The organism is Paenibacillus paridis, assembly GCF_006345825.1.
GTDB classification, from domain to species: Bacteria; Bacillota; Bacilli; order Paenibacillales; family Paenibacillaceae; genus Pristimantibacillus; species Pristimantibacillus paridis.
Genome location: NZ_VCIX01000084.1, coordinates 76,659 through 101,250 on the forward strand (window position 1 = coordinate 76,659; position 24,592 = coordinate 101,250).

The following is a 24,592-nucleotide window of genomic DNA, read 5'->3' on the forward strand; positions in this document are numbered from 1 at the left end:
ATAAGGAGGGGCTGGAATGTCATTTTCTATGGAAGTGATCAGCGAGGAGAAGCTGAAGTCGGCAATCGAAGAGGAAGTGAAGCCTGAGCCGGAGGAGTTAACGCAGCTGAAGGAGCTGGCGTTAAACAACGTTTCTACAATTCTGGCGTTGGATATCGAATCATTGGAGAAGCGAAGAGCGGTCTTGCAGTCCATTGATAGCTTTGGCATGGGCTCGATGAGGTCGTCCTCAGAGAAAAACGCCCTTTTGCAAGTTTCTGTAGGGAACTTATCCAAAACAGGGGATGAAGGCGGGCAAGTAGCCAAGGGTTTGTCGGAGCTTCACCTTCAGTTGAAGGATTTGGACCCAAGCGTCATCGATTTTGCAAAAAGCGGCATTTTGGGCATGCTGTTTAATCCCTTGCGGCGATATTTTGTGAAGTACCAGAAAGCGGATGCGGTTATTTCGGACATCATATTATCATTGGATAAAGGGAAAACGGTATTGAAAAATGACAATACAACCTTGGAGATCGAACAGCAGGTGCTTAGAGATCTCACCAAAAAGCTGCAAAAGGAAATCCAGCTAGGCGTGCTGATGGATTCAGAGATCGAGTCCCAGATTGAAGCAGCAAAGCTGCGCCAGGAGTCGGAAGACAAAATTCTGTTTATTACGGAGGAAGTCTTGTTTCCTTTACGTCAGCGACTAATGGATTTGCAGCAAATGCAGGTCGTCAATCAGCAGGGAATTATGGCTATAGAGGTTGTGATGAGGAATAATAAGGAGCTTATGAGAGGGGTAGACAGAGCCCGAAATGTCACGGTTTCTGCTCTGAAGATCGCAGTCACCGTGGCAAGCGCGCTGTATAATCAACGAATTGTTTTGAAAAAGATTGAGCTTCTTAATCAAACGACAGACAGTCTCATTAGCGGTACTTCAAAAATGCTGAAAGACCAAGGCGCAGCGATTCATAAGCAATCCCTTGAAGCCAATATTTCAGTTGACACGATGAAACAGGCCTTTACTGACGTGCTGTCAGCTTTGGATTCGATTAGCACGTATAAACAGGAGGCGCTTCCTCGCATGCGTGAAACGATTAGCCAGTTTAGAGAGCTGGCGAATGAAGGAGAAAGCAGGATTTTGCGGTTGGAGAAGGGACAGAAGCTAGGCCTTTAGGAAGCTTCTATAAAGCAGCTGCTGGAATTAGGTGCTTATGATGTAAATCGGGGTTGGTCCATACAGTGGGGAAACTAAAAGAGCCAAGTCATGTAATCATGACTTGGCTCTTGATTATAGATTCCAGATCCGGTACAGAATGACTGCTGCTTCAGCGCGGGTAAGTAAATCGTTTGGCGCAATTGTGCCGTTTTTGCCGTTCACAATGCCAGAATTCACTAAGCTTTCAACGCTGTCCTTCGCGTAATCGGAAATGCTCGCTGCATCAGAATAAGTGTCTAAAGTTCCACTCTTTTTAAGCGGCTTAGAAGTGGCCGCCAGTGCCCGAGTGGCCAGAACCATCATATCTTGACGGGAGATAAGGCTGTTAGGCTTTAACGTATGATCAGCAAAACCAGTAGCGATTCCCAATTCCTTCGCAATGACAAGCTCATCATAATAATATGCACTTTTTTCTACATCGCTGAACATCGCTTCGTTTTTCTCAGTTCCTTTCAGTTCAAGTGCTCTGACCAGAAGGGCGATAAAGTCCGCTCTCTTGATGGAAGCAGTTGGAGAGAAACTGTTCTCTGAAATGCCTTTGATAACATCACGCGCAGCCATGGCGTCAATCGCTTGCTTCGCCCAAGGCACATGATTCAAATCTCCGAAGGTTTTAAATGCGGAAGCCACAGCATAGGTGCTGAAGTGCGTGGTTTGGAATACCACTTTTCCTGTTGCTGCAACATAACGGCCATTCGGAATCACAGTTACTTCACCATTGTCAGCGATGTACCAAACTACAATGGAATCCAGATTGCTTAACTCTTCTGCTGTCGGCGTGTAAGGAATAGAGATCGTTACAGGCGCCTTTGCATTGTTCCAAGCAATCACTTTACCATCGACAACCAAGCTTAGATCCAGCACTGGACGGTTGCCGATCAGTTGGCGAGTAGCTGCATCCATGTGATCTGTAGAACTCTTGGTTACGCGAACAGATACTTGTTCAGCGTTCACTGTCACATCGGATAGCATGTTGCTTGGAATATCGATCGTAGCCTGTTCACTTTTCATCGAAAGCACGAAGTTCTCGGTACCTTTCAAGCTTTGAGTTGGCAATTGTACTTCATACGCATTCGCGCTAGATTGCTTCGGCACTTCAATGACGACTTGTTTCTTACCGTTAGCTGCTGGAGCAGCTTGCGCTAGTGCTTTCTTCAGCGTTTCGTCGGAAACGGTTCCTGTTGTACGGCTTCCGTCGCTTTTCACTAGTGGATGGATGGTAACAAAGCCGTCTTTCATTTCAATAACTCCGGTCGACGGGGCAGGTCCGCTGCTGACGGGGTCGCCGGGAGGAACCGTATTATTATTGATCAGAGTCAGTATGCCGTATCCGGAAGTGTCCATATAACTATTGCCAGTCGTATCATTCCAAGTGGCAACACTTTGACGGGCACCATCCTTAGCGTCATTGATCTGAACGTCGAATCCAATTTTCTTGTCAGCGCCAGGTGTCACTTTCTTAAACGGTATCTTCACTTCAACCGTATAGTTCGTGCCGGAAATGGCAGCTGCCGATACGAAACCATCTGCTAAGCTTGTCGGATTGAATGAGGTTTCGTTGTCAAAATTCACTCTATACTGTCCATCGTCGTCTTGATAGAACGATGTTTTTGCATTGTTTTCATCCAGGAAGATTTCAACTGAGTCCTGTTCATGATCAGCTGCGCTGCTTTTGTCAAGCTGTGCGTCGCGTACCTGGATTAGAACATACAGGTTTTCATTGTCCCAGAGCGTTTTCGCCACTCCGGTTGCACCTTGCCACGCCATCTGATAGCGATTAATGGGAATTTCAGGTACACTGTTCCAAATTGCATCAACCGTGCCGTCGATAGTAGGCGTGCCAAAATGGGCACTTGATTGCTTGGCATCTACCGTTACTGGAGCGTGCTCTTCCAAGTATTTAGCGGGGTTGATGACAGCGTGATAAGCAGGTTTGGCACGCAGGTCTTTATTGAACAACAACGGGTTGTTCTCTGCCCTCCAGCTAGAGCTGTCATTCAGTCCCCAGAAGGTTACGCGTTTGATATGCTCAGCGTTAGCCTTATAAAGCTCGAACAGCTGGGCATACAAGTAGCCTTGAGCATTTGCAAGCTGCTCGGGAAGCTGATAGTTGCTTCCAGCCTGAATATCAAGTTCGGTTATGCTGACTTCAACACCTAAAGAAATAAATTTCTCCAACGACAGCTTAACGTTAGCTGGGTTCGTGTTGACATTGTAGTGCGCTTGCATGCCCACGCCGTCGATGAGAAGCTTGCCAGGGTGAGTGAGCGCATACTTATCATTGATTTCTTTGACCATGCTGTAAATGGCATGGGCTTTGTTCTGATTATCATCGTTATAATCATTGTAATACAGCTTGATATCCCATTCAGGATTCTCGTCCAGCACTTCTCTTGCTAGTAGGAATGCCTGTTCTACGTAATCTGTGCCAATCGCGCTTTTCCAAGGGGCTTGCCGCAGAGCTGCTTTCCAATCCGAAGGATTGGACGGGTTATCGTTCATCGCCTCGTTGACGACATCCCATGAGATCACTTTGTTGCCGTAATGCTCCATGACCGTTTTGATATGGTTTTTCATATTGGCGAGAGCTTCCTCGCGTCCCAAAGGCGCATCATTGGAGCTGCTCATCCACGCTGGTGTCTGCTGATGCCATACGAGCACATGCCCATGGACCTTCAGTCCCTCGGCCAATGCTTTGTCAACGAGCGAATCTGCTCCAGCAAAAGTAAAGTTGCCTTTCGTTGGCTGCATCTGATCTGGCTTCATTGCATTTTCTGCAGTGATGACATTGTGATGCATCTTGAGAAGCTCAAGTCTAACGCCCGCAAGATCATTAGAGGATACTGCGTTACCAATCAGGAAATCGTTCTGATAAGCATCCTTGAGCGGAGTGAGATCTTTCTCCACGACGATAGGTCCTGAGCCTACTTTCTCGAAGCGGACATCATCAATATAGAAAGAGGCTGTCTTCTGATTAGAGCTTTCCAAATAGATTGTTAAATATTCGTCGCCAACATTGGTGTATCGGTAGGTTCCTTCGAACTGAACCCAGCCGTCACTAGCGTTGATCGTTTTGGCTGAAAGAGTAATATAGCTCGGGCTGCTATTGCCAACCTGCGTGGACAGTTGAAGCTGTGAGCTAGCAGGCGAGATCAGCTTGGCCCAGAGCGAAATTTTATATTCGGAGCCTTTGTCTACATATTTTTCTACGCGCAGTGATGGTCCGTGCCATGAATCGGATCGATTCTCTACCTTTAATGCGTATGAACCGTTTTCGGTATGGTTAACTTCATTGGTAGCGGTTAGTGTTTCTGTACCTGCTCTGCCTTCAAAACCGTTTGTCGTTTGATTCTCAAAGGTAATGGTAGTAAAGTCTAAAGCTGGCGGACGAGTTTCTTCCTCTTCACCACCCCCGGAAGCTACCTTCTCAGTGATCAAAACATCACCAATATAGAATGGAACTGCCGCCCCAACAGAGTTGGACTGAACGCGTAAGCTCACATCTTTGCTGGTATCCACCGTAAATTCCTTCGTTAATGTAAAGGCTTTGCCAGCAACAAACTCTGCGCCTGCCAACCAGCCGTAGCTGTCCACCGTTTGGAGAGCGGCTTGTGCTCCTGCAGGTACAACAACATCTGCATCAACATAGCCTGAAACGGTTACCGAATAGGTTTTTCCATTGGTCAGACCGATAGTCGCGAATTTGAAATCAACCGCATCATAGTCATTTTGTCTGTTGCTAACGGATAAAGCTGCTCCGTCAGCATTGCCATCGAATGTTTTATCGGTGGACAACGTCAGACTGGCGTTACCCGATTGGGTGGCAGCTCCTTTGCCGCCTGCAAAGGATTCATGGTAAACCGTATTAATCTGTGTTTGCTCGGTTGGTGCGGGTCCGCCAACCATCGTAGCGAATTGGCTAAGTGTTGTGGTTCTCTGCATGTAGTGACGGCCCATAGCGTAGCTGCCTTGATTCGGATAACCTACTTTAAAGGCATATTTGATGTTACTTTCCGCTGCTGCAGCTTCTGCGTTTTCATTAAAGGTACCGTAAGGATAAGCGAAGAGGATAGGGTCTTTGCCTGTGAGGTTCTTCAGATAGGCACTCGCTGAGGCAATCTCGCTTGCAGCTTGCTCCTTAGTGATTGAACTTGTCCAAATTTCACCGCCTGCAGTATCGCTGCTTTGGCTATGTGTCTGGGAATGGTTTTGAAGGCTGACGCTAGGCTCTTCTGCAAGCGTTTGCAGTTGTGAGGTCGTCATACTGTAGCCGCCATTGATCCAATCGCTGACTACAAATTGAACGGATTTCATTTTGTATTGCTTTAATACCGGAAGTGCATGGGTAATGAAATCAGGCGTGGCATCGTCGAAGGTAAGTAGGATAGGCTTGTCTGGGGCGTTTTCTGTTCCTTCGAGGATGTCAACATACTGTTCTGCTGATAAAGAATTATAACCATTGTCGCTCAGATACTTCATTTGCTTTGTGAAATTTTCTACACTGGTATGAGTCCAGTCATCCGTCGCATTTACAACGATACGGTGGAACAACATGACAGGTATTTCAGGCGCTGCTGCTTTTGCGATTGGCGCAATCCAGCCAGCAGGGCTGAACAAAGCAGCTGTGAGTAAGAGCGCGATGATCTGTTTGAGCTTTCTACTCATGAGATACATTCCCCCTTCAATGATTTGAAATATTTGATTAAGCGCTTTCAAATTATTTGGAATAATCCTCCTTTCCAGAGCTTCATTATATCGTGTATCCAAAAATCGTTGGACTAGAGGAACTAAAGAACATACTGTACTTTTTATATATTTAGTTGAAAAATAGTGTGAATTTCAGTGATTTCACCCTGAAGGCATGACAAAAGAAGAGGAGTGGAAATGAGTGGAGGGTAAGCTGATGACCTAACGGAAGGCTGCTGCAATGCAGCAATTCATGCTGAATATTATGTGGCGATCGGATGCGGAGGATTGGATGAGAGGAAGCGGGGCTAAGGAAGGTTATAGCTCCAAAGCTTCCTTCGTAATTTTTTGGATATCAACGGGGCAATTGGAGCTTTCCTTAACGATGTCAGGTAAAATATGCTTTAGAAAATAATCTACGCAATGCAGCTTAATTTTTTTGATTTTGACGAGCGCTTCGCGGTACATAATAACGAATTCCTTCTCCGTATTCCCTCGCTGCAGTTCAGTAAGAGCCTCGTACACTTGATCCAATTTATCGGCCACTTCCAAAATGAGGCCTTCAACAGAATCATCTTTGCCCTCACGGAGTTGTCTGCGGAAAATCGGCTTGAGCTCCTCCGGAATATTCTCCTCTATAAATAGCGCAATCATTCCTTCTTCCACCTGCTGCAGCATGCCGCGCAATTCCATGGAATAATGCTTAACCGGCGTTTTAATATCACCGATAAATATTTCGCCATAATCATGGCTGCTCGTAATTTCGTATAGCTTTTTCCAATCGATCGTGATGCCGTTGCTTTCTTCAATATCAGCCAAGGTTTTGGCGTACTGTACAACTTTCCAGGAATGAGCGGATACGCTGTGTTCTTCGAACTTAAATTTTCCAGGGCAACGAATAATGCGTTCAAGGTCGTTTAATGATTGAAAGTACGTATGAATTCCCATGGCATGCCGTTCCTCTCCGGATTTGATATAGGTTGTGATGCATTACAGGTAGTATAAAGCTTGTTTGTTAAGGGACGATTAATTTAAGAAGGTAATATTTAAAAATTGAAATGCCTTTTAAAACGGGTAAACGGAACCTATAAAATATTGAAATCAAGAGCAGTTGAAAAACAGGTATAATTAAGCTATGCTCTTGAATGAGAATGAATATCAACTAGTTTGAGCGAAAAAATAAGGTATATGCACGATATTATAGATATACTAATCGCAATCTTTTCTAAGAGTCAGGAATGGCTTAGACCTAAATAGATGAAAGCCAGCGCAACGAAAGGAGCGGACAAACAAAATGAGGAAATCGGACAGAAGATTTACGCTCTTGGACGCACACACGTTTACAGCAGCCTCTATGGTGCCTCAGGTTCAGCAATCAGAGCAGCATATGCTTCTTGTAATTACAAATGGCAGCGGAGAGATGGTTGTTAATGCTCAAAGGCTAGTAGTGCATCCCGCTCATGTACTGCTCCTTCCGCCGGGTATGGAGTGTAAATTCAACTCTTGGAGCAGCCAGCCGCTTGCATTTAATCAATTTTCCTACGACATCTATGGGCAGGGAATAGACGGTGAGATCTGTAGGGAGACAGAGGAATCCGTCATCCACCAGGCGATGCCATTGCAGGAAGCAACTGTGCTCGCCCGAAGCATAGCAAGCGGTTGGTACGGTAGCCAATGGGACCGGATGGAGGCGAATATTCGTTTTCAAGAGCTGCTGCTGTCTGTTCTTAAGCGGGCAGAGCTGGAACCGCATCCTCCATTCGATCATGTCCGCGAGAGAATTCAGCTAACCAAAGCATATATTGAAGCCCATTTTCAACAAGACCTTACTCGTGAGGCTTTGGCGGCAATGGCCGGGATGAGCGTTGCTCACTATGCCAGGCTGTTCAAGCGGGACGTTGGGCAAGGGCCGATGGAGTATTTGAATGAAATCCGGATTGCGCATGCAGGAGATATACTGCTCGGTGCTGAGCGAACGATTCGGGAAACGGCACATCGGGTCGGGTACCAAGACGAGTTTTATTTTAGCCGTAAATTTAAAGCGATTACTGGCTTTTCCCCCACAGTATATATAAAGAAGCACCGGACATCCTCACGCATAGCTTCCGCTGCCATTCCTTATACCGGTCATCTGCTTGCGCTGGGCGTTCAGCCTTATGCGGCTTTGGTCAACCCGTCTCAAGAGCCGACTGCTGGATTGCGCGATACGTTGGAGGTTGGCCATGGACAGCCAGAGCTTGATCGACTCCTGATTGCACGCCCTGAGCTCATTATTGGATTTGAACGAACGGACTATGCCGAGCCTGACAAGGCGGATCTATTCCGGCATATCGCTCCGACCTGTACGGTGTCCTTTCAAGGAGAATGGCGTGACCATCTGCGTATGATTGGGAGAGCGGTCAACAAAGATCAGGCAGCAGAGTTATGGCTGGAGCAGTATGAAACGCTCGCCGAACGATCACGTGCTGCTATGAGAGATAGAATCGGCGACCAGACGGTGGCTGTAGCGCAATTTCAGAGTGGGCGTTTCCAATTGTTCGGAAGTAGAAATCTAGGGACCGTCCTGTATCGGGATTTGCAGCTGGAGAGGCCAAGCCAATTAGCGGAAGTCTCCCATTCTCGGATGCTGACGATTGAGCAACTGGCAGAGTATGATATTGATCATCTTATTTTGTTCACTGCAGATGAAGTCCGGCAGCGCGAGGCACTTCGGTATTCACTGGCCTCTCATTCGGTCTGGCGGGAGCTTAAAGCCGTACGAAGTGGCCGCGTCTATGACCTTGGCGCATCCCGAAGTTATTCCTGTTACACGTCGTTGTCTCATGATTCGTTTCTACGCCGCACGGCCGAATTGTTCATGAGCCAAACGTCCATGCCGTGAGCATGGACGTCCATGGCTATGAAAGCAAAGTCTGCTTATAATAAACAATGATAATGATTATCAAAATCACATTGGAAGGCGTGTGGCAAGTGTTGTCGAACATTCATTTTTTCTCGCATTTTATTAGACGGGGGGCCGTCGTTCTCGCGGTTATGCTGCTTGTAGCTTTGTTAGCTGGTTGTGGGGCTAACGGGAATTCTGGAGGCAGTGCCAATGGTTCCACATCAGAACAGACGGATTCATCGAGCAATTCAACAAGTTCTGCTTCTCCATCAACAACCGAAGCGGAGACAAGGACCATTGCTACGGTTAAGGGAGACGTGGTAGTGCCGGCTCATCCGAAAAAGGTAGCGGGAATGCTTTATGTTTTCGCAGATCACCTGCTTGCGCTCGGCATGGAGCCTCATGCTATGGTTACTTACAATGATCTTGGGTTTCCTGAATATTTAGCGGGCCAGATGAAGGATACGCTGGTCATTGGATCAGGGGAAGCTCCGAATTTTGAAGCATTGCTTCAGGCTGAGCCGGATCTGATCCTGGCGTCCAAGACCTTGAATGAAGCTAATTACGACGAGTTATCCAAAATTGCGCCTACGATTCTTTTTGACAATGAGAATGAAGGGGATTGGGAACGATTCCGCGAAACGGCAGCTGTCTTCGGTATGGAAGCTGAGGCGGACCGCATTCAAGCAGAGTATGAGACGAAGGTTATCGATGTACATGATCGGCTAGCAGCCGAAGCACCGGATGAAACGGTAGCATTTATGCGGGTGCAGGACAAGCAATTGCAGCTGATTCAGCCTAGTGATAACTTTACGCTGTTTGGAGCGTTAGGTTTGACGCCTGCATCCGTGGGGGGTATCGATTTTAAGGATTCATGGAACGTTCCGATTTCGGCGGAGGTACTGCCGGAATTGAATCCGGACCGCATGTTTGTTATTCTTCGACCTGGTGATGCTAACAAGCTGGCGTTGGATAATATTAGGGATACTTCGATATGGTCTTACTTGAACGCCGTGAAAAATGAAAAAGTCTATATTGGGGATGCGAATCTTTGGTTTGCGGGCTTCGGGCCCATTGGCCTGAGCAAGGTTATCGACGAGGTTGCTGCTGCATTCTCGCTTCAGCCTTAAAGGTTAATCGGATATGAACAGATTGAACAAGATCATAGAGACGATACGGGAGAGAAGAACCATTCAGGAATTTAATGGCGATCCGATATCGAAGGAATTGCTCCTTGCGGTGCTGGAGGATGCCGTATGGGCTCCGTTCCATTCGAAGAAGGAGCCTTGGCGGTTCATCCTGTTTGTGGGTGATGGGAGACTGGCGTTCGCAGAGGCGGTATTGAGCACTCGGTCTTCGGAATTCGTGGCCAAGCACGGTTCGCAAATGCGGGAGGCTTACTGCAGCCAAACACCTGCTCATCTTATTGTGGTTATGAAGGCCAACTTGCCACAGAAGGCATGGGAGGAAGCTTTTGCGGCATCCGCTGCGCTAATTCAGAACATTCAACTGCTGGCGTGGGAGCGTGACATTGGAGTCGTGTGGAAAACAAGTCCTTATAATGAAGACCCTCAATTCTTGGCTGCAGTCGGCGTAACGTCTGAAGAGAAGGTTGTCGGCACGCTGCATTTGGGGTATTTTGATCCGGAAGCAAGGCCTGATCCAAAGCTCCGCACACCAGCGCTGGAGCTATTGACGCTAATCGAAGATTAGAAAATACAGTGCGCATCCATTCGGGTGCGTACTTATTTGTGTTTGACAGAATATAAAGAGCGAACGATAAATATTTTTGACAGGTCATGAAGACCGCGAAGCCGTGTGGCTGCGCGGTTTTTGTCGTTTTTCGTGGAAATCTTTTATTATTCTTTTATCGTAGGTCATTAGACTTAAGCCTAAGGGTCACTAACGCTGCCGAATTCGGGCTCTATCCAATAAAGAGTTGTAGGTTAAACCAATTCCGATTGGCAAAATGAAAGGGGATTTTACGGTGAGGAAAAAAGAAATAAGGAAACTACGGGGCTTGCTGCTGAGGTGGATCATGATCGCAAGCTTGGTAGTTGGTCTTGTCGCTCCCGGTCTGGGTAACGCGAGTGAACAAGCCTTCGCAGCATCCATGGTTCCGCCTCCGATTACGGGCTCGTTCTCGGATTTATCGGGTCATTGGGCTGAGAAGACGGTGAGGGAATGGGCGGGACAGGGCTTGATTCAAGGGTTTGAGGATGGCAGCTTTAAGCCGAATCAGGCTCTAAGCCGAATTGAATATGTAACGCTGATTAACCGCTTGTTTGTTTTTAAGGGTGCGGGAGACAGCCGCTTTACGGATGTGGCACCGACAGCATGGTACGCTGCGCAAGTTCAGTCAGCGTCGGGAGCCGGATATATACAAGGCTATGCCGATGGCACATTTCGTCCTAACCAAAAATTGAGCCGAGTGGAAGCAGCCGTTGTCCTGTCGCGGCTTGTGCCGGTCATTGGCAAGGAGGGGGAAGAGAGGCTTAGCGGGTTCAAGGATCAGGCGAGCGTTCCGAGCTACGGACGAAATCCATTGGAAGCGATTATGGATGCGGGTTATATGAACGGGCTTACGGATGGAACGATTCGGCCGCTTCAACCGATGACACGTGCGGAGGCTGTTAGCATGCTGGATCGGGTGCTGAAGCAATCGACAAGATCAGAGGATGGCATAACTGCCAATGCCAAGATTCTTGAAACTGGCGGCATATGGGGTCCATCTCAAGGGAACTTAGAGATTGCCGGCGACGTCATTATTCAAGCTCCGGGTACGACACTCCGCAATGTGACGATCAAGGGGAGCCTCACCGTTGGAGAGGACGTTGGTGAAGGCGATGTTTTCTTAAATGAAGTAAAGGTGCTTGGAACCACGTTCATTAACGGTGGCGGTGAGCATAGCATTCATATTAATAATTCGCAGCTTGGGAGCGTCGTCGTTGAAAAAGTCGACGGTCGGGTTAGGGTCGTTGTCGGAGGCACGACAGTGATTAGTCAGATGGAGGTTCTGACCGCCGCAACGGTTGAATCTTCTACAACCGAAGACAGTGGAATCGACGGAATTAGTATCTCCGCATCCGGCGATGTTATTTTGTCAGGGAGGTTTAGTCATGTCGATGTAAAAAGCGATGTTCAGCTTACGGTTGCTTCAGGATCAATAGCGAAATTGACGGTGGTTGGACAGGTTAATGGCTCGATCATCACTCTCGCGGAAGGTGTCAGCATTACCAACATGGAACTGCATGGGGCTGCGAGCGTGAAGGGCAAAGGAACAATTGAAAATGCTCTCATTGATTCACCAGGAGTTACCTTTGAAAAGGAGCCCGTACATAAAGAAGTAACGGATAAAGGTGGCTTGTCTGGCGGGGGAGCTACAGGGGGAACGGGCTCGCCTGGTGGGCCAACAGGCCCGACCGGTCCAACCGATCCGGTGGATATAACGGTCACCGCCACTGCCGGACAAGCAGGCGCTACGGGATTTAGGCTCGCGTTTAGCGCGCCAGTACCGGGGCTTGCCGCCGCTAATCTAACCTTAAAAAATTCAGCAAACAGCAGCATAGCGGTAACATCTGTCGCTACGCTGAGCGGAGGCAGCTCTTACTTTGTCTCAGCCGCCCTCACAGAGGGTGAGTCATATAAGCTGACGATCGCCAAAACCGGTTTCCGGTTTGGCAGTGATATCGGGTTTCAATTCCCGTTCACTGAGCAGCCTACGGTATCCGTTACCGCATCGGTATATGGAACTAGCTCCGCTGGCTTCTCATTATTACTGAGTCCTGCGGTTGCTCATTTGACTAACGCTGCATTTACATTAAAGCATGGGAACAAAAGCGTCGCTATTCTAGCTATTACAGAGGGTGCGGACGGCAGCTCCTATGCTTTTAATGCGCCACTTGTTGAGGGTGAAACGTATTCGTTATCGGTGGTCCAAAGCGGATACGATTTTGGCGGCGCTGTGCCGCTGTTCGTTCCGGTAACCAATCCGGACGTTATCCCCGTGAGCGCCTCCGTATCTGCAGTAAGTACGGCAGGCTTTATGATTTCGCTGGATACTCCAGTCACAGATTTAACGGAAACTAATCTAGCGTTGGTAGACGCTGCAGGTACTGCAATTGAAGTGACAGATGTTAATGCCGATGATGGCGGAATGGCCTACTCCGTTAAAGCGAATTTGCTGGAAGGAGAGACATACACGCTAACCATTCGGAAAACGGGATATAGCTTTGGCGCAGCCCTTTCGGTTACCGTTGCACCACGCGGCAACATTTCGGTCCATGCTGCCGTTAGCCGAATTTCGACCGCAGGCTTTATGCTGGAGCTGGACCGGGCAGTTCCGGGAATTGACGCTCTTAGCTTTGTATTGAAGGATGACGCGGGATCGGACGTAGGCATTAACATGCTTAGCGCGGTTTCCGTGGGCAAAGAATTTGAAGTCTATTCCTCCCTGACCAAAGGGGAAACTTATTCCTTATCACTCGATGTAGAAGGTTACGAATTTAACGGCGAAGTTGTTTTAAAAGTTGAACCTTCCCTTATTCCAGCGAACGTAGGCTGGGTTAACCGCCAAGGCTTTCAGCTAAATTTTCCAAACGATGTGGTTGATTTGGCTCATGCCTTAATCACGATTGAGGATGAAGAAGGGGAGCCGCTTGCCGTCTCTTCGGTTCAGACGAATGCGGATGGGCGCTCTGCAACCATTTCGGCTAACTTTACGGAAACGGGTAGCTTTCATTACCGAATTGATGTCGATGATGACCGATACACGGTCGGCACACTCGTCATTCCAGAGAACATAACGGTGGAGAGACAAACCGTGTATGAGCTGTCCAATGCAGGCATTATCGTGCACTTCAGCGTGCCTGTTCCGGGATTAACCGCGGACGCGTTTTCTCTGGCGAATACAAATGGCACTCCAATTACCATAGACAGTGTCTTTACTTCGGATAACGGCAACAGTTATTTCGTTAAATCAGCTGCCATGCAGTATCAGCCTGTAACCCTTCAAGTGAGCAGCGAGGGCTATGATTTCGGAGATATGGCAAGCATTGTGCGGACAACGATTAACCCTTGGTATTCGGGCGTCGGCCCGAACAATGTTATGGTGGGGCTTAACCCGAACCTAACAGATATGACCGCGGAACATTTCAAGGTCACGGATGCTTCGGGCAATGCAGTAGCCATTACAAATATCTTATGGGACCCTCAGCAAAGATTTTATATTGTTTCCTATAATGGCTTAAGGGGAAAACCTTATTTTATTAGCGTGAGACGTGAGGGCTACGACTTTGGGATTCCGAAGTCGGTGACTCAAGCAGAGAAAAATGCCATTACGGACATATCCTATTCCGGATTCACGTTTGTTCTTAATCCTCCGGCTATCATAGATCCAATCCATGGCTTTGTTCTCAAAAAGGCAGACGGCAGCAACGTGACACTGCGATCTGTCCTGACGAGCGATGGCGGCTGGAGCTATCGAATTGAGGCTAATCTGGCTCCTGGCGATTATGTAATGAAAGTCAGCGCAACCATGGACCAGACGATTTATAACGTTCACGTTCCTGTCGTCACCACGATATCGGCAGATGAAATCGTTGATACGGGGCTTCGCGTCAAGCTCAGCTACGCTATTGCCGGCTTAATGCCAGGACAATTTGTTCTGACCCGCAAGAGTACGGGGGAGCAGGTGACGGTGCAAGACGCGGTGACAACCGATGGAGGTCTCACTTACCGACTGAAGGCCGACTTGTCTGGCGGCAGCTATAACCTGAGTCTTCCCGGCCATCTTCCGGCACAAGGCATTGAGTTTGAAGCGGGAGAGACGATCGATGCAGGGCAACCGACCATCAGCAATATAGCTATGAGCGGCTTTGACCTGGCATTTGAACAAGCAGTTCCGGGCTTGCTGCCGGATCATATTCAATTGACTGATGATCAGGGCAATCCGGTTAACGGATTGGCGCTGACGACTAGCAACGGTGGCTTGTCCTATCACGTCAGCGTGAATCTAATCAGTAATCGTGATTATACGATTGCTTTCCGCAAGGCTTACACAAAGTTTAGCGGGCCGGTGCCGTTTTACGTCAATCAATACGTGACCGGAGTCATTACCGACGTTTCGAAAGACGGGACTGTGTCGGTCACCTTCTCTACGCCTCTTAGACAAATGGAGTATGGGCAGGGCCTTGCGGTAAAGGATGAACAAGGCAACCGCTATCACCCAGGTACGCTTGCGATGTCCGCCGACGGGAAAAGCTTTGAAATGACTTTTGGCGGTACTTTTGCTTTGACGCGTGGACAAACCTATATGTTTGATATTGAAGCAGAAGGCTATTCGTTCAGCTATCTAGCCTTCAAGGTACCTTCTGCGGCAACCATTGCTGGATCTTCCGTTGCGGGAGTTACCGTACAATTTGATACTCCTGTTCCCGGACTTGGGAAGCGGAATTTCGTTATTCGGGGGGCACTAGGGGAAACCGTTACCGTAGCTTCGGCTGTAACATCGGATTCTGGTCGCAGCTATCTATTGGGAGCAACACTGATTGCTAGCAAAGCCTATACGGTTCTAGTCAAACCGGAATTGACTTATCAACGTTACGAGCCGGTATCGTTTATCTTAACTAAGATGATTACCGCCTCCGTATCCGAAATGAAGAAGGATAGCTTTAAACTCAGCTTTAGCGAAAAAGTGGCCGATTTGAAGCCTTCCGAAATCATTCTTCGGGGCCCAGACGGACAGCAGATTCCGTACACGGAATACTCCTTATCCACAAAAGATCAGGGCCTGACCTATACGGTAGCCGTATCTTCCATATTCAGCGCAAAATATTTGCTGGAGCTGAACCGGAAGGAGTTTGCGCTGGCGGCACCTGTAAAGGTGGATACACCCGCAGTAGGCTTCGTTAGGTTGACAGGCACGACGGCAGCGGAAATTGTCGTTGATGTCTATCCGATTATTACGGAAATGACTGGCGACAACTTTAAGCTGACAGACAGTAAAGGTCAGCCAGTCGGATTTACGCTTCAATTCGAAGGAGGGGCAAGCTATTCCCTGCATGGTAATTTTAATGTGTCCGAGACATACAGCCTTGTTGTTTCCTATCCGGGATATGACTTTGGTTACCCACTATCGGTTGGACTAAAGGTTCGCGTTGACGCGGTACTTATTCGCCAGTCGCAGCAGGGCTTCACCGTCTATTTCTTCCCGTCGGTGCCGAATCTTCAGCTCGCAGACGTGAAGGTTAAAGACCATAACGGCAATACCCTTGCGATACAATCCATTCAGACGAGTGATGAAGGAGCAAGCTATGCCGTTAAGGTTCCTTTAAAAGGCGGAAACACCTATACGGCCACTGTAGAGAAAGAGGGCTACCTGTTCACGGCGCTCGACAAAATTACGTTGAACGCAAGGTCCATCGCTTCTGTGCAAGCCACCGTGTCGCGAGTCACTTTGCACTTTACGGAGCAAACGATGCTATCGACCTCGGATATTCAAATCTTTGATGAAAACGGAGCAAGAATCGCAATTCGCACGAATGTATCACACGACGGCGGTTATTCGTACGAGCTTGGCGCTACGTTTGTTCCTGACAAAGCTTATTCTGTGCTCATTTCAAAAATGGGCTACGATTATGGCGATCCGATATCTTTCTCTATTCGCTCCATTGGGGTGAGTTTTGGCGGGATGATCAGCGGGAACAATCAAGCATTTATTCTAAATTTCAATCAAGCCGTACCTCATTTGCGCTTAAGCGATTTCCAGCTTAAACGCGCGGACGGCGGAACTAAGGCAATCACCTCCGCAACCACAAGCGATGGGGGAAATAGTTACCTTATCGAAGCTGAGTTTTGGGGGGCAGATCAGTACACGATTGTTCCGATCAAAGCCGGTTATGATTTTGGCAAACGGATCGTAATTGATGTCCCAATCATCGCAAATGCTGCGCTTCTAAGCACAGGCGCATCGGAAATTGTCATCGGCCTTAGCCCTGCCGTAACGGGCTTGAATGCCAGCCATGTTGCCATTACGGACGAGGAAGGCAATCGGCTTACCGCAGCTTCAGTCGTATCGGATGATGACGGACTAACGTATCGGATTAAAGCCTCTTATGAGGGGGGCAAAACGTACTCCTTTGCTCTAAGTAAAGTCGGATACGATTTTGGTCAAAAATTGTCGGCATTGCTGCCAAGCGCAATGATAGGGACGGTGGAGAGCGCGACCGAATCGGGACTTGTTGTCTCCCTTGCGCCGGGATTAAGCGGACTGACCGTGGGCAATTTTACGTTAAAGGATTCGCAAGGCGGCTTAGTAGCTATAAAAACAGCAATATCTAATAATGGCGGAAGAACCTATACGTTATCCGCAGCACTCGAAGGAGGAAAAACATACAAACTGATCATGATGGCGGGCGGATATGATTTCGGAGCGGCATTGAACGCTTATGTACCCATATCGATAAATCCATCTGTAATAGAAGTCGGCAAGGAAGGTTTTGAAGTGCAGCTGGATACCGCTGTTCCAGGCCTGAGCATCAGTGACTTTAGCTTGCGCAATAGCCAAGGCGCTGTGGTTACGATTGTCTCCGCATCAGCGTTGAACGACGGCAACCAATATGCGGTTCGTGCTCTGCTCCAAGAGGGAGCGGCATACAGTCTGACTCTGGCGAAGAGCGGCTACGCATTCGGCAATGGATTGCCGATTCTTGTGCCGGCTGCGCCTGTGCCAGAAGCACAGGCCCCCATTCAATTGGCGGCAGCTCAAATAACGACCAATGGTTTTACATTGGAACTAAGCAAAGTAATTGCTAATTTGGATCGTGCTTGGCTTACCTTGCAGGATGACCAAGGACGAGAAATTGGCTTCCAGCTTACGAATCCAAATTCGAATCATCCTGACGCACCGAGTGCAGGAAGGGTCTATAACCTCGTTGCTCCGCTTTCTGCAGGCGTGAAATACAAGCTGATTGTTCAAATACCGGAACGTGTGGTAGAAGGACCGCTTGATGTTTATGTACCTATAACGGAGTATCCGAAAAGCTTGACTGCTGCCAGAAGCGGATTGAAGGTCACTTTCGTTGGAGCGGGTCCGAAGGATCTGCAGCCGGAAGATATTACGCTCTTGTCGGAGGACGGGACGGAATTCGCAGTCACTGGAGTAGTTGCTGGCGAAGAGGCAGGATCCTTCTTAATTAATGCGAATGTGGCCGAAGGGAAAAAGTACACGGTATCGTTTAGCAAGCAAGGCTATATCTTTGAAGGGCAAGCAAATTTAAAAGGGGTGTATGTCCCGTTTTTTATCACCGCATCCTTTGTACGCGTAAACGAAAACGGTTTTAATCTGGTGCTTAGCGCTCCGGTACCGAATTTGAATATCGAAATGCATAATGGCACCGCAGTTTGGTATCGTCCAACCTCAAGTTCGACACCGGACTTTGGACAAACCTATTCAATTACCGAATATATCGGGTATAACAAGGAGTTTAAGCTTCGCCTAAGCAAGGACGGGTATGATTTCGGGCCCGAAATGGTTATCAGCAATGTGAGCACGCCTCCCGAGCTGGTCGAGGCGGTATCTAGTACGAATGGAAAGGCCATTACGCTGACCTTTGATAAACCGCTTGCCTCGGTTATTTCCGGATCCACGTTTTCCGTGAAAATTAATAATCAATGGCAAAGCGGGGTTATGACAAGGCTAACGGCCGATGCAACGAAAATTGAGCTGACTTGGAGCAGCAGCGGGGCAGTAATTAGCTCCACTTCGACCGTAGCTATCGCTTATAGCGGTAACAACCGGGTGAAGGCGGTCAATCAGACTTATCTGGCTACTTTTGGAGAATATCAGGTAGCTAACGTCTCCACGCTGGATGGCTTCCTTCAAAGTTATTCCAGCCAGTATGATGCGGTCTATCCTGTACATGTATTGCGGGTTGATTATGGCAAGACTGCGCTAGAGTCATTAAGGCTGCTCCGGCAAGCGGGATTTACTGTGGCTAATTATGCGAAGGCGGTCAAGAGCGAGTACAGTTTGGCATGGAGTGAATTCATCCGCCTGTTCTATGAGATTAGCGCAGATGCGCCTACGCTGTTTCAAGCTTTAAGCGGTTCAGGCTATAACGCCAACTATGTTCTTCTGATTCCGGATTTCATCTCGGCTGGTTACGAAGCGGAGGATATTGCACTTCCACTTCGCAACAAAGGCTATCAGACGCGGGAGCTGGTGGCACCATTTAAACTGGCAGGGGTAACGGCTGATGCTGCCGCCTATGTCCTGCGCTATACGTATGCGGAGCAGGCTGCCAGCGCCACTGCAGCATTAAAGCTTGGCAAGTACAGCTTGAGCGAGATTAGGGAAGCTATTCAATCCGTTTATGACTTATCGAACGCAAGCACTGTTGAAGCTATAGCAGCCGCGAAGTTTCTGGCAGCGGAAGCTGCCGTTGTCATTAAGGATGCTTATTCAGCCAATAGTGTGGATAACGCGAAGCTTCTTGGAGAAGCCGGATATCCGGCTAGCGAAATAGGAGTTGCGCTGCGAGACTTGTATTCGTTCAGCCATGCCAATGAGGCGGTTCAGACTTATATGGGCGCTGGATTTGACGCGGAACAAGCCTATGCAATTCTTAGAAGCTCCTTCGGCAAGCAGGAAACAGCCGAAGCCATGCTTTCGGAAGATATCCCTACTGCGGAGTTGGCCAAAGGCATTCAGGCTTCCGGCGATGGAGCGACTATTGTCGTTGGCGCTATGAAAAGCAGAGGATACGAAAACGTTGATATTGCGAGTGCCTTACTGAGCGGATGGGGATCCGAAGTGACTGGTTTGAGTGAGGCCATGAGAGGGTTTGCCGATCATGGGTATGACATGGAGAGCAGGGCGCAATTGCTTCGGGAAGGCTTTGGAGCGGATATCTCAACTACCATCAGCGTGCTGTACCCGGCCGTCTCAGGTACGCAAAGAAAGACGATGTTATTGTCATTGATTCACGCCGGATATGACCCGGCGGAACTTACGGCTTACATTCTGAATAATCGACTGGCCAGCAGTCGCTCGGAAGCTTTAACGCTGCTGCGACAGTCCGGAATGTCTACCGCACAAGGATTAAGCACGATTCGGAATGCCGTTATTCGCGGAGGCGCATCCTTTACGATGGAGGATGCGGTGGAAGTCATTTACCGCAGCTATGACCGCTTTGAAGCGGTAGACGTACTGAACGCGCTTCGTACGGCTTTTGCCAGTGATGAGACGGTGAGTGTGGATGCCACGACTATGGCCCGATCGCTTACAAGCATCAAAAGCTGGGAGAAGCTGGTTATTGGACAGGCTCTAAAAGCTCAATTAGGTTTGACGCTGCAGCAATGGGTGGAGCTTGAGAGAACTAACGCATTTGATTATTTTAAATGTCCTTGCCAAGTATCGACGGTCGTCAAGGATTCGCAATATTTGTTCCCAGGAACGTCAATACAAGAAGTAACCGTTGCGATGAGTCTCTCTAGTCTCTATACACTGGGCGACATTATTGAAGGAACGATCAATCTGTACCCAACGGGCGGGATCCGGGCGAATGGATTGCCCTATTTAACCGCGGCACTGAAAAACTCGGGATACACCTTCGTAGAAATTGCAGAGGCATTTGAAGCACGGGGCTGGTCTGAATGGATTGGGGCGTTCCTCCGGCAAGGCATTGCAGCGAGTGAGGTTGCCGCCTATTTCAAACAAACCGCCGTACCTCCAACGATTGGGCAAGTAATTGCACGCCTTGCTCCATATCCGATAAGAGATATTGCATTAGTACTGAGAACGGAGTACGGCTTGGAGTCTTCCGAGGCCTCGACGCTTTTGCTTGCCGCGTATGCGCCTGAAGAAGTAGGCTCTGCCATTGCATCCGCTTATGGCGGAGATCCGATGACGATTTGGATCAAAGTGCTGAAGGAGCAGGGAGCGACAGCTATATCCGTCATTAATACGCTAGGCGCGCTTTATCCGTCCTATTTCGACTCGGGTAAAGTTGGGCCGGCATTAATTAAAGGCGGGTATACGAAAGAAGAAGTAATGGAAGGGCTCCTCATTCATACTCGGAGATTTGGGAACTTGAAGGCGACCATAGGCATTATGCAAGCCTTATACGGACAAGAACAAGTAACCATCGCTGAGCTATTGGACGCTTCGTCTAGCGTGGAGCCTAAGGACGGCATTGCATTCCTTAGAATGACCGGTTATTCGCTCGCAGTTGTTGCAAATAGCTTGAAGGACTATTATCACCTTAGTTCCAGCGAAGCTTCATTCTTGCTCGCTAAAGAATATCCGAACGATATCGATAATATTCTGCTCGGACTGGCCTCCTTATACGGTCAAGGATTGGATGAAACGGTTGCGGGCGCGTTGGAGCAGCAAGGCATTACGACAATTGGAGAAGCCGTACATTACCTTTATGCTGCGGGATTCCCGGTTAAGGATATCGTAAATGTTGCCAAAGGCCATTTTAATCAATCGGCTGGGGAAATTGCGTTTCGCTTGTCAACCGTATACTTATCATCCAGCCATGTAATCATTCAGGCAGTAGCCTCGGTATATGGGCAATCGGCCGAGTTAACGATGTACCAGCGGCAGGCAGCAGAAGGTACGCCTTCCTTTGCTCTCGGAATTGAACTTGCTTACAAAGCACAATTTAGTCTGGCTTCAATGGTACGAATGGCGAAGGACGGTTACGGCATTTCTTCAGGAGCAGCCCTACAGGCGCTGATGAATACGGGAAGGTACCGCCAGTCTGACGTAGTGTCCGCCGTATCGACGATTTACGGCAGCTCCCAGAACGCCAGCATTATCGATTCCCTTGAGGTGCAGCACCTTGTAACGTTCACTGACGCTGTGCCTTATCTCAGAAAAATGAAGTTTAGCCTCCGGGATATGATCCAGGTAGGGAAAGATTATTATCAGCTCGATTCCTCGCAGACGGTATCGGCTTTAATGGATCATGCAGTCGATGAGGAGAGCCGGATACTGGCGGAAGTTTCAGCTGTGTATGGCTTGACGCTGGAGCAGGTTACGATTCAGGCTATGATCGACCTGGGCATTGGCCAGTTGTCGGATGCCATTCCGCAGCTCAGGCTGAGCTATAGCTTGCGGGATATTATCCGCATTGCAAAGGATTATTACCGTATGACGGCAGGAGAAACACTAGGTGTCCTTACCGAAACAAGCAGCTATTCATTTAATGAGCTTGTTGCCACAGTATATGAGATTTACGGCAAACCAATCGATGAAAGCTTGGCCAGCTTGCTGAAGAGAAGTCAAATCAATACATTAGAAGCGGCTGTTCCTTTCTTGCGGGGAATGGGCTACACCTTAAACGATATTGTGGGTGCGGCCAAGGATTACTTTGGATTTAGCGCAGATAAAACGTTGGCGGTACTGAAAGCTCTCCAAGCGGACAACGAAAAGGTCATTGAAGTGACGGTAGCAGCCGTTTATGGGCAGTCTTCCGAGTCAACGGCGCTGCAGCGCTTGGAAGAGGGAGGAATTACGAACGCGTCAGCGGCTGTTCCTTACTTGTGGGAATTTGGAGTACCAGTGGCGGACATCGTACGCGTATTAAAAGAGTTTTACGGAAAAACAGCCGGCGAAGCCGTGACATTGCTCATTGGCAGTCAGCTGTTCGGGCTGGACGTCATTCTAAACAGCGTAAACGCCGTTTATGGCCAGTCGGTAACCGGCTCCGTAATTGAAGCGATCAAAGCAAGCGGAGTGACATCTGCCGGAGCTATGGCAGAGCTGCTGCTGCATGCGGGGTACCGTATGGAGGATATCGCTAAGGTAAGCAAGGAGCAGTATGGCATGACGAGAGAAGAGACGCTTGCCATTCTTCAGGGCCTTGCTGCGTATCAAGAAACGGCCATTCAACTGGCGCTGAGTAAAGTTTATGAAGAGGCTGTTACGCCGGTAACAATTATTAAAGACGTACTTAAGCTAAAAGGAGTTACGACAGCACAAGGTGCGGTTTTGTTTCTGAAAGAGGCCGGTTATGAGGTCAAGGAAATCGCCCAGTATCTAAGGTACGATTACAAGCTAGACTCGGGCGAAGTGACGGAATTGCTTTCTCCTTATTTTAAATCGGAAGCCATTGGTCTTGCTATCGTAGCTGTCTACTACACCAACACAAACCTGCGGGTATTGGAGGATATTTTCCCGGCTACAACCGCCTTTGTACCGCTTAACGTCGTTCGGTTTATGATAGACAAATTCACGGTCGCGGATATTGTGCTCGCTATGAAGCTGCTATTCCAACTGGATGCTGCAGCTGTCATGGAACTCATCCCGGCTACGTTGATTCCGCAGGATAAGGTTCGCATAGCCGTTGGCGAAGTGTTCGGCGGCAATCCGTTGCTCACTTATCTTGCCCGCATGAAGGCAAATGGAACCGATGTGATCGGCATTACAACTGAGCTTGAGCGTCAAAATCTATTGGGTCCCGACCAGTCCGGTTACTTGACCGACACGTTGCTCACTCTCGGCTTTGACCGGTCCAGCATTATCCGAGCCTTCTACATGTTCTTTACGAGTGGCAGAGGGACCGGAACTACGGTAGAGGAACAATCGGCGATGTTCGTGAAGCTTGGTTATACGCAAGCGGGAGATATTCTCGACGTGCTGAAACAAAACGGTTACGTAAATAGCACAAGCTACGCTTACCGCATCTTAACTACCGTCAAGCTGGCTTTGCCGAATGCTTCTATGGTCGAGGTTGCCAAAGCAATGAAAAGCCGCGGTTATGCCGGCAAAGACATTTTGAACGCATTAAATCAATACAATGTGCGAGAAGATGCCATTCTCGGTCTTTTGAAGGAGTACGGTTATAACGCGGTGGAAGCTCTGAATTTTATGAGAGACCGAACTCTTGAAGATCAGCTGTATTGGGTGCATAAAAACGGGTATTCCGTTAGGGAGTATCTGAGATACACATTCAATTGGGATAACAATGCAATCTCGATTTTGAAACAGCTGGGCGTTTCATCCAGCGATATGGCGATTGCGTTGAATAGTTACGGGAATAGTTTATATTACATCGCTAAATATTTGTATGATGGCGGGTTTACGGAAATTGAAGAGCTTACTCGGGCGCTGCTGGCTACGAATGCCCGTGTCCAATGGATTCCATATAATCTGCTGGAGCTCGGGCACTGGTCATTGAAGGAAATTGCCAAGGGGATGCTGGACTCGGGACTGATTACTCTCGTTGAGCTAAGCAGCGCAATCCGGATGGCCAACTCCAACAATTTAGCCGAGACCTATCTGATTATTAAGGAAATATCGACTCGTGAGCAGCAAGCTTTTTACGACGCTCTGTCTTCTGTAGAGCGCAAGCTGCTGAGCAATAATGAAATCGCGGTTATCGTTACAGTAACTACGCTGCGGAACGACAATGTGAAGATAGCGGAGATCGCGACGCTATTGAGAAGTACCGAAAGAGAGGATTATAAGAAAGCCATCATTCTTATGGCCTTGTCTGGTTACAATGTTGTTGATGCTCTTGAAGCGGTATGGGACGTGTATCGTTTCGAAATTGGGATCGATATCCTCAAAACCATGATAGGCCAGACTTGTACGAAGGTGCTTACCGAGTTTAAAGATTATTACAAGCTTGGAAACCTCATTTACAGAATCGTAACGAATGTAGCAAAGTAATGAACGGAATAGTAGGCAAAGCATTTAGGTAATAGGAAAACACCCTGTCAGGTTCGTCACCTTTGTGTGGCGAGACAGGGTGTTTTTTCTATTTTTTAACGTTATGAAAATAATTCCGACTAAAACGATGTGAAATAAGGAA

Annotated in this window: 7 protein-coding genes; 5 read left to right on the forward strand and 2 right to left on the reverse strand. The window is 48.3% G+C overall.

Annotation, left to right across the window (positions count from 1 at the left end):
• The first annotated feature begins 16 nt into the window (after positions 1–16).
• Positions 17–1,156: a toxic anion resistance protein gene (locus tag FJQ58_RS13135; protein WP_139994073.1), complete on the forward strand. Its 1,140-nt coding sequence runs from the start codon at positions 17–19 to the stop codon at positions 1,154–1,156.
• Positions 1,157–1,270: 114 nt separating this feature from the next.
• Here the strand turns inward: FJQ58_RS13135 and FJQ58_RS13140 are convergent, their stop codons facing one another.
• Positions 1,271–5,863, reverse strand: coding sequence for an endo-1,4-beta-xylanase (locus FJQ58_RS13140; RefSeq protein WP_139994075.1), 4,593 nt, complete (start codon positions 5,861–5,863; stop codon positions 1,271–1,273).
• 339 nt (positions 5,864–6,202) lie between these two features.
• The gene (locus tag FJQ58_RS13145; RefSeq protein ID WP_139994077.1) at positions 6,203–6,832 is read right to left on the reverse strand and encodes a YfbR-like 5'-deoxynucleotidase; all 630 of its coding nucleotides are present in this window, start codon (positions 6,830–6,832) and stop codon (positions 6,203–6,205) included.
• Between the two features lie 346 nt (positions 6,833–7,178).
• Here FJQ58_RS13145 and FJQ58_RS13150 point away from each other — a divergent pair, with 346 nt between their 5' ends.
• The 4 genes from FJQ58_RS13150 (at position 7,179) to FJQ58_RS13165 (ending at position 24,450) form a co-directional block, all read left to right on the forward strand.
• The gene (locus FJQ58_RS13150) at positions 7,179–8,765 is read left to right on the forward strand and encodes an AraC family transcriptional regulator (protein WP_139994079.1); all 1,587 of its coding nucleotides are present in this window, start codon (positions 7,179–7,181) and stop codon (positions 8,763–8,765) included.
• A gap of 89 nt (positions 8,766–8,854) precedes the next feature.
• Positions 8,855–9,898, forward strand: a complete 1,044-nt coding sequence (locus FJQ58_RS13155) for an ABC transporter substrate-binding protein (RefSeq protein WP_162341479.1) — start codon at positions 8,855–8,857, stop codon at positions 9,896–9,898.
• Positions 9,899–9,911: 13 nt separating this feature from the next.
• Positions 9,912–10,481 carry a nitroreductase family protein gene (locus FJQ58_RS13160; RefSeq protein WP_139994083.1) on the forward strand — a complete coding sequence of 190 codons (570 nt, stop codon included), beginning with the start codon at positions 9,912–9,914 and terminating at the stop codon, positions 10,479–10,481.
• A gap of 274 nt (positions 10,482–10,755) precedes the next feature.
• Positions 10,756–24,450, forward strand: coding sequence for an S-layer homology domain-containing protein (locus FJQ58_RS13165; protein ID WP_162341481.1), 13,695 nt, complete (start codon positions 10,756–10,758; stop codon positions 24,448–24,450).
• Positions 24,451–24,592 lie beyond the last annotated feature (142 nt).